Source organism: Streptococcus sp. FSL K6-1323, assembly GCF_038630745.1.
GTDB classification, from domain to species: domain Bacteria; phylum Bacillota; class Bacilli; order Lactobacillales; family Streptococcaceae; genus Streptococcus; species Streptococcus salivarius_D.
In genome coordinates this window covers 311,265-324,495 of the sequence record NZ_CP152039.1, presented here as the reverse complement: position 1 = coordinate 324,495, position 13,231 = coordinate 311,265, and the positions used below count along the sequence as shown (strand labels likewise).

Here is a 13,231-nt window from a genome sequence, read left to right as displayed (position 1 = left end):
AGAAAGCTCTTTCTTAATCACCAACAAAGGACAGATTTTTGCTATAATAGGAACATGACAAAAAAATTGATTGCACTAGATCTTGATGGAACGCTCTTGCGCCCAGATGGAACTATTTCAGAATTTACACAAAAAACGATTAAAGACGTACAAAACAAAGGACACCAAGTCGTTATTGCTACAGGTCGTCCTTATCGTATGGCTATTGACCATTACAAAACACTAGGGTTAGAAACACCACTCATCACCTTTAACGGCTCTTTGACCAATCTTCCAGACCAAGACTGGGCTTATGAGCATTCGGTTAAATTAGATAAGAAATATCTGATTAGCCTCTTACAACGCCATGATGAATTAGAGATGGATTTTCTGGCTAGTGAATATCGAAAACACTTCTATATCACTATGAATCACCCAGAGCGTATTCAACCACAACTCTTTGGTGTTGATAAAATTATTGAGGCTATGCGTTTAGAACCAACTAAAATCACGCGCAACCCTAACGCTCTCCTTATGCAAACTCGTCATGAGGATAAGTACCAACTTGCCGATGACATCAAGAAGGACTTCAAGGAAGAAATTGAAGTTGATTCTTGGGGTGGCCCGCTTAATATCTTGGAATTTTCGCCTAAAGGCATAAACAAGGCCTACGCCCTAAACTACTTACTTAAGGCCATGCGCAAATCAACGGATGATCTGATTGCTTTTGGAGACGAACACAACGACACAGAGATGTTGGAACTTGCTAAAACTGGTTATGCCATGAAGAATGCTAGCTCTGTCCTTCTCCCCCACGCTAACGAACAAATTGAGTGGACTAATGAAGAGGATGGCGTTGCTCGCAAACTCCAGGAACTCTTTTTATAAATAACAAAAGACACCGAAAATTTCTTCGGTGTTTTTTCTTATGATTAAGGTAAAATAGCCACTGCACGCACTGGGGAGCCTGTCGCCTTGTCCCAGTGAGGAAATGCAATCGAAATCAAAGCACCAACGGCTGGAACTTGATCCAATTGATTCAAGACTTCCACCTGATAAATGTTTTGTTCCAAGAGGTAGTATTCGTTAACCAAGCCATGTTCTGCTGCTGGAATACCAGCATCTGTATCAAAAGTCTCATGACCGACAGCCTTAACATGGCGTTCATGAATCAAGAATTCTAGAGCTTCGCGGCTCCAACCTGGACTTTGCTGAACCCCATTTTCATCAAGGTTGCGCATAGCATCTTGATCTGGCCAACGCTTCGACCAATCACTACGAAAAGCGACAAAGGCCCCTTCAGTAATTTTTCCATGCTCTGCTTCAAAGTCTAAGATATCTTGTTTGCTCAAGATAAAGTTTGGATTCGCAGCAACTTCTTTAGACTTGTCGATAACATAGAGTGGTAAAAGAAGATCTTTGAGGGCAATCTCATCCAACCAACGACCACCTTCTACAAAGTGAATCGGTGCATCAATATGCGTTCCGTATTGACCAACCACTGTAAATTTTTGAACATGGAAACCATCTTTTAATGTGAAAAGATCTTCTTGTTTCAAAGCAGGAAGGGCTGGGAAATGTGGACTTTCCGCATTAATTTTGTGGGTCAAGTCAACCCATTTCTTAGATTGCAATTCATTATAGATACTTAGTAAATCTGACATAAGGAGGCCCTCTTTTCTTATAGATTTAACCTTAAATAGTTAATTGAAGAAATTATAGCAGTCAACACCAGCTATTACAAGCTTTTATCTCATTTTTTCTTAATCCTATTTCCTCTAGTTAGATATAGCTTAAAACTATATTTAACACTTATTGTCTGAAAAAAAAGTATATTTGCAATAATTTGATGTTTTTTTTCAATTATATGACACTTTTGTTACGAAAACCATTGACAAATTCATGGTAACGTCCTATAATTAGAGTGTTCTAATTTTCGAGGGACTAAAAAAATATTGTTGTCATTTCATACTGATCGATGCTAATACCAATAATCATTTTTCTATTCCTAAGAAACAATATATAAAAGGAGGAAGAACACTAATGGGTATCGGTATTATTATTGCTAGCCATGGTAAATTCGCTGAAGGTATTCACCAATCAGGTTCTATGATTTTTGGTGAACAAGAGAAAGTTCAAGTGGTTACTTTCATGCCAAATGAAGGTCCTGACGACTTGTACGCTCACTTCAAAGATGCCATTGCTCAATTTGACGCTGACGACGAAATTCTAGTCCTTGCAGACCTTTGGTCTGGATCACCATTTAACCAGGCAAGCCGAATTAAGGAAGAAAATCCTGATCGCAAGATGGTTATCGTGACAGGACTCAACTTACCAATGCTTATCCAAGCATATACGGAACGTATGGTAGCTCCTGATGCTGGGGTTGAAGAGATTGTCGCTAACATTTATAAGGAAACAAAAGAAGGCGTTAAAGTCCTTCCAGAAGGCCTTATTCCTGAAGAAGACACTAAACCAGCAGACGCTAAACCTTCTATTCCTAAGGGTACCATTCCTGAAGGAACAGTACTTGGTGATGGAAAAATCAAATACGTTTTGGCTCGTGTTGACACACGTCTCCTCCACGGTCAGGTTGCGACTGGTTGGACTCACTCAACTCACCCAGACCGTATCATCGTTGTTTCAGACACTGTTTGTCATGATAAACTTCGTACAAACATGATTAAACAAGCCGCTCCATCTGGTGTTCAAGTTCACGTTATCCCAATTAAAAACATGGTTAAAGCAAACAATGACCCACGTTTTGGTGATACACGTGCTATGCTTCTCTTTGAATCTGTTGAAGATGCTCTTGCTGCTGTTAAAGCAGGTGTTGATGTTAAAGAAATCAACCTTGGTTCTTCAGCTTATAAAGAAGGAAAAGTCAATGTTACTAAAGCTCTTTCATTTGACCAAACAGATGTGGATGCTATCAAAGAGTTGCAATCATTGGGTGTCAAATTTGATGTTCGTGGGGTACCAAGTGATAGCCCAGCAAACGTTGATGCCTTGATTAAGTCAGCTGAAACTAAATTAGCAGAGAAGAAATAATTTTGGAGGATGCATAAATGAGTTTAGTACAAATTATTTTAGTCGTAATTGTTGCTTTCATTATCGGTTGTAGCTCAGTTAACGACCAAATCGAAACATACCAGCCAGTTGTGGCTTGTTCCCTAATCGGTCTTGTTACTGGTCATCTCGAACTCGGCGTAATGTTGGGTGGTAGCTTACAGTTGATCACTATGGGATGGGCTAACGTTGGTGCTGCCATGGCACCAGATGCCTCACTTGCCGCTGTAGCTTCTACAATCATCCTTATCTTGGGTGGTCAAGGAGCTAAAGGGATTGGCCCTGCCATCGCCCTTGCGGTGCCTTTGGCTGTTGCCGGTCTTGCCTTGACAATGTTTGTCCGTACTGCTACAGTCTTCATCGCTCACATTATGGATAGTCGTGCTGAAGATGCTGATATCGCTGGTATTGAAAGATGGCACTTTATCGGTATGTCCCTCCAAGGTCTCCGTGTTGCTATCCCTGCCCTCCTCTTGCTCTTGATTCCTGCACACCTTGTACAATCTGGTCTTGAATCTATGCCTGAATGGTTAACATCAGGTATGACAATCGGTGGTGGTATGGTTGTAGCCGTTGGTTATGCCATGGTTATCAACATGATGTCTAGTCGCGAAGTTTGGCCATTCTTCTTCCTTGGTTTTGCTTTGGCTGCCCTCAAAGAATTGACCTTGATTAGCTTGGGTATCATCGGCCTCTGTCTTGCCGTTATGTACCTTGCACTTGAAGCTAGTGGTTCAAATGGTTCTTCAAATGATGGAGGATCAGGTGATCCCCTCGGTGAAATTCTGGAAGACTTTTAATTAGGAGGAAAGAAAATGGCTGATTCAAAAATTAAATTAACAAAAGCAGATCGTTTCAAAGCTTTCTTGCGCTCATACTTTCTTTTAGCTTCATTCAACTATGAACGTATGCAAAATGGTGGTGTGGCTTACACCCTTATTCCTGCAATCAAAAAACTTTATCAAACAAAAGAAGACCGTGTAGCTGCTCTTAAACGTCACTTGGAATTCTTCAATACACAACCTTTCATGGCTAACCCAATCTTTGGGGTTACACTTGCCTTGGAAGAAGAACGTGCTAACGGGGCGGACATCGATGATGCCGCTATCTCAGGGGTTAAGGTTGGTATGATGGGACCTCTTGCAGGTGCCGGTGACCCTCTCTTCTGGTTTACCCTTCGCCCAATCTTCCTTTCATTAGGAGCAGGTTTGGCTGTTTCAGGTAACATCTTGGGACCTATCGTCTTCTTCGTACTTTGGAATGCTATGGTCGCTGCCGTTAAATGGTACACTCAAGAGTTCGGTTATAGAGCTGGTGCTGCGATTACAGACGACGTATCTGGTAACCTTCTTCAACAAGTAACTCGTGGCGCATCAATGATGGGGATGTTCGTTATCGGTTCTCTTATCCAACGTTGGGTAAGTATCACCTTCACACCAGTTGTCTCTACTGTTAAACAACAAGAAGGTGCTTATATCGATTGGGATAAACTTCCAAAAGGTATTGCCGGTGTTAAAGAAGCCTTCCATCAACAAGCTGCCGGTCGCTCTCTTGACGTTAACAAAGTGACAACCTTGCAAGATAACTTGAACCAATTGATTCCTGGTCTTGCTGCCCTTGGTTTGACTTTCCTCTGTATGTACCTTCTTAAGAGAAAAGTTTCTCCAATCGTTATCATCTTGGGTATCTTTGTCCTAGCTATTGTGCTCCACATTATTGGTCTACTCTAATCGGAGCAAGGTATGGTTAAATCGCTCAATACCGAAATGGCTCACACAACTAAGGGAACTTGGTTTCGTGAAGGGCCTATTTACGGAAATATCATGGTCGGAGATAAGGCCTTCGAATTTTACAATGATACGAAGTTGCAAGACTACGTTCAAATTCCTTGGGATGAAATCACTTATGTGATTGCCGATGTCTACTTCGGTGGTAAATTCATCCCACGCTTTGAAATCCGCACTAAGCAAAATGGACGTTTCCGTTTTGCCAGTCGAAAAAGCCGAATAACTTTGAAAGAAATTCAAAAAAGAATTCCTCGAGAAAGTTTAAGAAAAGCACCTAGCTTTATCGCTGTCCTCAAACAAGGCTTTAAAAATCTTTTCCGACTCATTGTCAAGAAGAAATAATCTCCGAATATTATAAAAAGATTGTCTAATCTAATGATTGGGCAATCTTTTTATAATATTTTGCTCATTTTTGAAAGAGTTTGACTTCTTTTGAAATTTTATCTCACTAGCTATTGACATTTTCTTGAAAGCGTTTTAGAATATAATCGTTCTTGATTTCTTATGTTTAAAAAGATTGAGAGACGCTTTTTTTAGCGTCTTGATAAAAATCGGAGATAGTCTTTTTAAGCCTAGGAAAAAATAATTTATAAGGAGGAGAACACGAATGGGTATCGGTATTATTATTGCCAGCCATGGTAAGTTCGCTGAAGGGATCCACCAATCAGGCTCTATGATTTTTGGAGACCAAGAGAAAGTTCAAGTCGTAACTTTCATGCCAAGTGAAGGTCCTGATGATTTGTACGCTCACTTCAACGACGCTATTGCACAATTCGATGCTGATGATGAAATTCTTGTTTTGGCTGACCTTTGGTCTGGTTCACCATTTAACCAAGCTAGCCGAATTGCTGGAGAAAATCCAGATCGCAAGATTGCTATCATCACAGGACTTAACTTGCCAATGCTTATCCAAGCATACACTGAACGTATGATGGATGCTAACGCTACTGCAGAGCAAGTTGCTGCTAATATCATCAAGGAAGCTAAGGGTGGTATCAAAGCACTTCCAGAGGAGCTTAATCCAGCTGAGGAAACAACAGCAGCTCCTGTAGAAGCTGCTGCACCTCAAGGAGCTATCCCAGAAGGGACAGTTATCGGAGATGGTAAACTCAAGATTAACTTGGCACGTTTGGACACACGTCTCCTGCATGGTCAGGTAGCAACTAACTGGACACCTGCTTCTAAAGCAGACCGTATCATTGTTGCTTCAGATGACGTTGCTAAAGATGAGCTTCGTAAAGAATTGATCAAACAAGCAGCACCAAATGGTGTTAAAGCAAACGTTGTTCCAATTCAAAAATTGATTGATGCTTCTAAGGACCCTCGCTTTGGTAACACACACGCGCTTATCTTGTTCGAAACTGTTCAAGACGCACTTCGTGCTATCGAAGGTGGCGTACCAATCAAAGAACTTAATGTTGGTTCTATGGCTCACTCAACTGGTAAAACAATGGTTAACAACGTTTTGTCTATGGACAAAGATGATGTTGCTTGCTTCGAAAAATTGCGTGACCTTGGCGTTGAATTCGACGTCCGTAAGGTACCAAATGATTCTAAGAAAGATTTGTTCGACCTTATCAAAAAAGCTAACGTTCAATAACCTTCATTCGGATAAATTAGTTGATACTCTCAGCTAATCACAACTCAATAGAAAAGGAATTATTACCATGTCAGATATGTCAATTATTTCTGCAATTTTGGTCGTAGTTGTTGCCTTCCTTGCTGGTCTTGAAGGTATCCTTGACCAATTCCAATTCCACCAACCACTTGTTGCATGTACCCTCATCGGTGCTGCTACAGGTAACCTCACTGCAGGTATCATGCTTGGTGGTTCTCTTCAAATGATTGCCCTTGCTTGGGCTAATATCGGTGCCGCTGTCGCTCCTGACGCTGCCCTTGCCTCTGTTGCTGCTGCCATTATTTTGGTTAAAGGTGGTAACTTCACAACTGAAGGTATCGGTGTTGCGACTGCAACAGCTATCCCACTTGCAGTTGCCGGTCTCTTCCTAACTATGCTTGTTCGTACAGCATCTGTTGCCCTTGTTCACGCTGCAGATAAAGCTGCAGAAAGCGGAAACATCGCTGGTGTTGAACGTGCACACTACCTCGCCCTCCTTCTTCAAGGTTTGCGTATCGCTGTGCCAGCTGCCCTTCTTCTTGCTATCCCAGCACAATCTGTTCAACATGCCCTTGGATTGATGCCTGACTGGCTCAACCACGGTATGGTTGTCGGTGGTGGTATGGTCGTAGCCGTTGGTTACGCCATGGTTATCAACATGATGGCAACTCGTGAAGTTTGGCCATTCTTCGCCATCGGTTTTGCTTTTGCTGCTATTAGCCAATTGACACTTATCGCTCTTGGTGCTATCGGTGTCGCTATTGCCTTCATCTACCTCAACCTTTCTAAACAAGGTGGCGGAAATGGTGGCGGAACTTCATCTGGTTCTGGCGACCCAATCGGCGATATCTTGGAAGACTACTAGGAAGGGGTGCTCTCATGGCTGAAAAAATTCAATTATCTCAAGCGGATCGTAAAAAGGTTTGGTGGCGCTCACAATTCTTGCAAGGTTCATGGAACTATGAACGTATGCAAAACTTGGGTTGGGCTTACTCACTCATTCCTGCTATTAAAAAACTCTATACTAACAAAGAAGACCAAGCCGCAGCTCTTAAACGTCACTTGGAATTCTTCAATACCCACCCTTACGTAGCTGCTCCTATCATGGGTGTTACCTTGGCTCTTGAAGAAGAAAAAGCTAACGGTACTGACATCGAAGATGCTGCTATCCAAGGGGTTAAAATCGGTATGATGGGACCTCTTGCCGGTATCGGTGACCCTGTTTTCTGGTTCACAGTTCGTCCTATCCTTGGTGCCCTTGGTGCATCATTGGCACAAGCTGGTAACATCGCTGGTCCACTTATCTTCTTCATCGGTTGGAACCTTATCCGTATGGCCTTCTTGTGGTACACTCAAGAACTTGGTTACAAAGCAGGTTCAGAAATCACTAAAGACATGTCTGGTGGTATCTTGAAAGATATTACTAAAGGGGCATCAATCCTTGGTATGTTCATCTTGGCTGTCCTTGTTGAACGTTGGGTATCTATCGTCTTCACTGTAAACCTTCCAGGTAAAGTTTTGTCTAAAGGTGCCTATATCGAATGGCCTAAAGGCAATGTTAGCGGTGACCAACTTAAGACTATCCTCGGCCAAGTTAATGACAAACTTAGCTTCGATAAGATTCAAGTTGATACCCTCCAAAAACAATTGGATTCATTGATTCCAGGTTTGATGGGACTTCTCCTTACTTTTGCATGTATGTGGTTGCTTAAGAAGAAAGTTTCACCAATCACAATCATCATCGGACTCTTTGTAGTTGGTATTGTTGCAAGCTTCTTCGGAATCATGTAAAAAAGAGTAAGAGTTTAGCAAAGCTGAACTCTTTTCTTATGCTATAATAAAAGTACTACAATCAAAAAGCGAGATAGATATGGCACAATCACTAAACAAAACAGTTGAACTGCATACAACAGGCGTTTCCTACATGGCTATCGGAGGGAAAGTCGGTAAATTTCTAATCGGAGATGTGGCTCTTGAATTTTACCCAGATGTCAATGTCGAGCAATACATTCAAATTCCATGGACTAGCATCACACAAATCGGTGCGAATGTATCAGGAAAGAGAATTAGCCGTCACTTTGAAGTGTTGACAGATAAGAGCAAATTCCTCTTTGCTTCTAAAGATTCTGGTAAGATTCTAAAGATTGCTAGGGAACATCTTGGCAATGAAAAAGTCGTCAAGCTACCAACTCTTATTCAAACTATTGGCGCTCGACTCAAAGGTTTATTTGCCAAAAAATCATAATTTTTGTATAATATAACAGACGGATAAGTACTAGCTAGACTCTTACAGAAAGCCTGCGGTTGCTGCGAGCAGGTAGGGTTAACCTACGAAATTCTACCGTTTCTAATAATTAAAAACATAAACAAGTGCACTCCTGTGAAGTTGGATGGAACCGTGGCCTATGTCACTCCAACACTTTCACTGGAGTGTTTTACTTTTTGGAGGAACTTATGTTAGATGTAAAACGTATTCGTAACGACTTCGATGCCCTTGCCGAAAAATTAGCTACACGTGGTGTCGCTGCTGAAACTTTAAATGAACTCAAAGAGCTTGATGTTAAACGTCGCGAACTTCTTATCAAATCTGAAGAACTCAAAGCTCAACGTAACATTGCTTCAGATGGTATCGCTCAAGCTAAGCGTAACAAAGAAGATGCTTCCGAACAAATCGCAGCAATGCAAAAAGTCTCTGCAGAAATTAAGGAAATTGATGCAGAACTTGCTGCTATCGATGAGAAGCTTAATGCCATCGTTGTGACACTTCCAAACACACCAAATGACTCTGTTCCAGTAGGTGCTGACGAAGACGAGAACGTAGAAGTTCGTCGTTGGGGAACACCTCGTGACTTTGATTTTGAAGTTAAAGCTCACTGGGATCTTGGGGAAGACCTTGGTATCCTAGATTGGGAACGTGGTGCTAAAGTCACTGGTTCTCGCTTCCTCTTCTACAAAGGCCTTGGAGCAAAATTGGAACGTGCGATCTACAACTTCATGTTGGATGAGCACGCTAAAGAAGGTTACACTGAGATGATCACACCTTACATGGTTAACCACGACTCAATGTTCGGTACTGGTCAATATCCAAAATTCAAGGAAGATACTTTCGAGCTTGACGGTACTGACTACGTCCTTATCCCAACAGCTGAAGTTCCTTTGACAAACTACTACCGTGGTGAAATCCTTGACGGTAAAGAATTGCCAATCTACTTCACAGCTATGAGCCCTTCATTCCGTTCAGAAGCTGGTTCAGCTGGTCGTGATACACGTGGTTTGATTCGTCTTCACCAATTCCACAAGGTTGAAATGGTCAAATTCTCAAAACCTGAGGACTCATATGATGAGTTGGAAAAAATGGTAGTTAACGCTGAAAATATTCTTCAAAAACTTAACTTGCCATACCGTGTCATCACTTTGTGTACTGGCGATATGGGATTCTCAGCTGCGAAAACTTACGACTTGGAAGTTTGGATTCCAGCACAAAATACTTACCGCGAAATTTCTTCATGTTCAAACACAGAAGATTTCCAAGCCCGTCGTGCACAAATCCGTTACCGTGACGAAGCCGATGGTAAAGTAAAACTTCTTCACACTCTTAACGGTTCAGGACTTGCTGTTGGACGTACAGTAGCCGCTATCCTTGAAAACTACCAAAACGAAGATGGTTCAGTAACTATCCCTGAAGTTCTTCGTCCTTACATGGGCGGTGCTGAAGTGATTGCACCAAAATAAATAAGAGAAATCTCCAGAAAAAACTGGAGATTTTTTTAGTTTTGATTAGCTTCCTCGTAGTATGGTTTCAACTTATAGAATCCATCAGCGAGTTCTTCTACCAACTCTTCCATTGTTTCACTAGCAGTCACAGGGACATCATATTTGACCAACACCTTACGAACACGACCATCTCTAACTGCTTCTTTAAGCATCTGACGATTTTCTTCAGTTCCTTCCACACGATGACTGACACCATTTTCCTGGGCAAAATAGTATAGAGAGGGTGCAATCGGTAAGTCTAGGACCTTATGTTGCTTAGCTAAAGTAGTATCTGATTTTTTACGTTCGACAAAGCTAACTTCTACTGAAATCCCCCATTTTTCAGACTGACCATAAAGTCGAATCGCCATAGCAACATCGTCTAAACTATCCTCAGGGGCCCTGTAATAGCACCAAAAGTGCGGACGACATATTTGTGCTTGATTGGCCCAATTACTGACACGATCCATCTTAAAGGGTGCCAAACGCTCCTCTAGAAGTTTTGCTAAAGTCTGCATCTCCTTACGAGCTACTTGACCAAGTGCCTTGAGGTCTTCCATCTCTTCCATATGTGGACCGGCTTTTTCAGGTTTGATATACTTAACTCCCTGTTTTGACAAATAAGCTTGAACATTTTCTAACATCGTTTTCTCCTTACAATGATAAAAGACCAACCCATAAAGATTCTATTCTGGTTGGTCTCTTTTTTATTTACGTTTACGAGCAATCAAATGAATTGGTGTTCCCTCAAAACCAAAGGCTTGACGAATTTGATTTTCCAAGAAACGCATGTATGAGAAGTGCATAAGCTCTTCTTCATTGACAAAGATAACAAATGTTGGTGGTTTAACCGAAACTTGTGTGCCGTAGAAAATCTTAAGGCGTTTTCCTTTGTCAGTCGGTGTTGGGTTGATGGCAATGGCATCCATGATAACATCATTCAAAACAGCTGATGAAATACGACGATTTTGACTCTCACTGATGCGTTTAATCATCTCTGGCAACTTGTTAAGACGTTGTTTCGTCTCAGCCGATACAAAGATAATTGGTGCATAGCTCAAGAATTGGAACTGATCACGGATATCTGCTTCCCAGTTAGCAACGGTATGATTGTCTTTCTTAATCGTATCCCATTTGTTAACTACGATGATAATTCCTTTACCAGCTTCATGGGCAAAACCAGCGATACGCTTGTCATACTCACGGATACCTTCTTCGGCATTGATAACCATAAGGACGATATCAGAACGGTCAATGGCACGCATTGAACGCATGACAGAGTATTTCTCCGTATTTTCATAAACCTTACCAGATTTACGCATACCAGCGGTGTCAATCATGGTATACTCTTGACCTTCACTGTCCACAAAGTTTGTATCAATGGCATCTCGAGTCGTACCAGCAATCGGACTAGCAATCACTCGGTCCTCGCCCAAAATGGCGTTAATCAAGCTTGATTTTCCGACGTTTGGACGTCCAATCAAACTAAAACGAATGATATCTGGATTTTCTTCTTCAACTTCTGTTGGAAGGTTTTCAACGATAGCATCGAGAACATCCCCTGTACCAATACCGTGAACAGATGAAACTGGGTAAGGATCACCAAGTCCAAGAGAATAAAAATCATAGATATCTGCACGCATCTCAGGGTTATCCACTTTATTTACCGCCAAAATAACTGGCTTGTTGGTCTTATAGAGAATACGAGCAACGTACTCGTCCGCATCTGTCACGCCTTCCTTACCGGAAACGACAAAGACAATAACGTCAGCTTCAGTCATGGCAATGTCAGCTTGGTGCTTAATTTGTTCCATAAATGGTGCATCAACATCATCGATACCACCAGTATCAATCAAGCTAAACTGGCGATTAAGCCATTCAGCAGAGGTATAAATACGGTCACGTGTTACCCCTTCAACGTCTTCGACGATAGAGATACGTTCACCCGCAATTCGGTTAAATAGGGTCGATTTCCCAACGTTTGGGCGACCCACGATAGCAACTGTAGGTAATGTCATATGTTTAAGTCCCTGATTAAATAGGGATTCCTTTCTTCAATTAGCAGTCTCACTTCCACCAAGGAAAGCAAACTCTCTTATTCTTTATCATTATTAGGATCACCCTAACGGCGATTAACACCCTTCAAGTGAACCTCTTTGGCAAGAAAACGGATACGCTCCATCACACGTTTGGCCTGCCAAGTCTCATCTCCTTGACGTCCATTGGATAGCTTTGCTTCTAAATCCGCAAAACTATAGTTAGACGTAAAGAAGGTAGGCAGCTCCTCAATCATGCGATGCTGGAGGATAACTTGCAAAACATCATCCCTAATCCAAGAAGAGAATTGTTCTGCACCGATATCATCTAGAACCAAAACTTCCGCCTGTTTGACAGCATCAATTTGTTCCTTGACAGAACCATCCTTGATTCCATTTTTAACATCAATAGTAAAAGATGGGTAATGAATAATGGTCGTAGCAACCTTCTTAGTCTCTGAAAGTTCATGAGCCATAGCAGCCAACATGAAGGATTTTCCAACCCCCATGTCTCCGTAGATATAGAGGCCTTTCTGGTCTGGACTAGGGTAATTCGCCACAAAATCCACGAGACTCTCAAAGGTATCAACACGAGCCACATCATCTAGAGCAATGTCCGCAAAGGTAATCTTACGATAAGACTGAGGCAGACTCACCAAATTAATCCGTTTAGCAATAGCCTGCTGTTCTTGTTGCTCTTTGAGCTGACGCGTCTCCTTATAGGTTACATCAGCGTAGCCTTCATTCATGGTCAGAATCGGTTCATACCCCTTGGCAATATACGAGGCATCACCTTCTTTGACCTTACGGCATTCCACCAGGAATTGATTAAACTTAGGAAGACTACGCTTGATTTCATCCTGGCTTAGGCTATGCTCTTGAATAAAGCTAGCCACTCTTGGATCTGCCAAAATTTGCTTCGTTAAATCTGTTGCATTGCCAGACCCATGATGCCCTGCTCGGTTTAGGGTTTGTCCAACTCTTTCCAT

At 41.8% G+C, this 13,231-nt stretch carries 14 protein-coding genes; 10 read left to right on the top strand and 4 right to left on the bottom strand.

What is annotated here, in order from left to right; translation table 11 throughout:
- Nucleotides 1–54: 54 nt before the first annotated feature.
- Complete coding sequence (locus NST80_RS01745) at nucleotides 55–867, top strand: Cof-type HAD-IIB family hydrolase (protein WP_014633589.1); 813 nt, start codon at nucleotides 55–57, stop codon at nucleotides 865–867.
- Nucleotides 868–911: 44 nt separating this feature from the next.
- Here the strand turns inward: NST80_RS01745 and NST80_RS01740 are convergent, their stop codons facing one another.
- Nucleotides 912–1,643, bottom strand: a complete 732-nt coding sequence (locus NST80_RS01740; RefSeq protein ID WP_045768765.1) for a cyclase family protein — start codon at nucleotides 1,641–1,643, stop codon at nucleotides 912–914.
- Nucleotides 1,644–2,022: 379 nt separating this feature from the next.
- Here NST80_RS01740 and NST80_RS01735 point away from each other — a divergent pair, with 379 nt between their 5' ends.
- The 9 genes from NST80_RS01735 to serS all read left to right on the top strand — a co-directional run bounded on the left by NST80_RS01735 (nucleotide 2,023) and on the right by serS (nucleotide 10,185).
- Nucleotides 2,023–3,030, top strand: coding sequence for a PTS sugar transporter subunit IIB (locus NST80_RS01735; protein ID WP_002889985.1), 1,008 nt, complete (start codon nucleotides 2,023–2,025; stop codon nucleotides 3,028–3,030).
- A 17-nt stretch (nucleotides 3,031–3,047) separates the two neighbouring features.
- A complete protein-coding gene (locus tag NST80_RS01730) occupies nucleotides 3,048–3,848 on the top strand; it encodes a PTS mannose/fructose/sorbose transporter subunit IIC (RefSeq protein WP_021145048.1) in 801 nt (266 codons plus the stop codon).
- Nucleotides 3,849–3,863: 15 nt separating this feature from the next.
- A complete protein-coding gene (locus NST80_RS01725) occupies nucleotides 3,864–4,778 on the top strand; it encodes a PTS system mannose/fructose/sorbose family transporter subunit IID (RefSeq protein WP_045768766.1) in 915 nt (304 codons plus the stop codon).
- 12 nt (nucleotides 4,779–4,790) lie between these two features.
- Nucleotides 4,791–5,177: a DUF956 family protein gene (locus tag NST80_RS01720; RefSeq protein WP_013990069.1), complete on the top strand. Its 387-nt coding sequence runs from the start codon at nucleotides 4,791–4,793 to the stop codon at nucleotides 5,175–5,177.
- Nucleotides 5,178–5,442: 265 nt separating this feature from the next.
- Nucleotides 5,443–6,435 carry a PTS sugar transporter subunit IIB gene (locus NST80_RS01715; RefSeq protein ID WP_002883770.1) on the top strand — a complete coding sequence of 331 codons (993 nt, stop codon included), beginning with the start codon at nucleotides 5,443–5,445 and terminating at the stop codon, nucleotides 6,433–6,435.
- Nucleotides 6,436–6,502: 67 nt separating this feature from the next.
- Nucleotides 6,503–7,318 (top strand): PTS mannose/fructose/sorbose transporter subunit IIC, encoded by an 816-nt coding sequence (locus NST80_RS01710; protein ID WP_038675304.1) that lies wholly within the window; start codon nucleotides 6,503–6,505, stop codon nucleotides 7,316–7,318.
- 14 nt (nucleotides 7,319–7,332) lie between these two features.
- Entirely contained in the window at nucleotides 7,333–8,244 is a 912-nt protein-coding gene (locus NST80_RS01705; RefSeq protein WP_002883717.1) for a PTS system mannose/fructose/sorbose family transporter subunit IID, read from the top strand.
- 79 nt (nucleotides 8,245–8,323) lie between these two features.
- Entirely contained in the window at nucleotides 8,324–8,698 is a 375-nt protein-coding gene (locus tag NST80_RS01700) for a DUF956 family protein (RefSeq protein WP_002883765.1), read from the top strand.
- 209 nt (nucleotides 8,699–8,907) lie between these two features.
- Nucleotides 8,908–10,185 carry a serine--tRNA ligase gene (gene serS, locus NST80_RS01695; RefSeq protein WP_073686616.1) on the top strand — a complete coding sequence of 426 codons (1,278 nt, stop codon included), beginning with the start codon at nucleotides 8,908–8,910 and terminating at the stop codon, nucleotides 10,183–10,185.
- Between the two features lie 35 nt (nucleotides 10,186–10,220).
- On the opposite strand, the gene NST80_RS01690 is transcribed toward serS, so the two are convergent.
- The 3 genes from NST80_RS01690 to dnaI form a co-directional block, all read right to left on the bottom strand.
- On the bottom strand, nucleotides 10,221–10,850 hold the full coding sequence (locus NST80_RS01690) for a ribonuclease P (RefSeq protein WP_118172062.1): 630 nt from the start codon (nucleotides 10,848–10,850) through the stop codon (nucleotides 10,221–10,223).
- Between the two features lie 63 nt (nucleotides 10,851–10,913).
- The gene (gene der / locus NST80_RS01685; RefSeq protein ID WP_002886596.1) at nucleotides 10,914–12,224 is read right to left on the bottom strand and encodes a ribosome biogenesis GTPase Der; all 1,311 of its coding nucleotides are present in this window, start codon (nucleotides 12,222–12,224) and stop codon (nucleotides 10,914–10,916) included.
- A 104-nt stretch (nucleotides 12,225–12,328) separates the two neighbouring features.
- Nucleotides 12,329–13,231: a primosomal protein DnaI gene (dnaI, locus tag NST80_RS01680; protein WP_013990064.1), complete on the bottom strand. Its 903-nt coding sequence runs from the start codon at nucleotides 13,229–13,231 to the stop codon at nucleotides 12,329–12,331.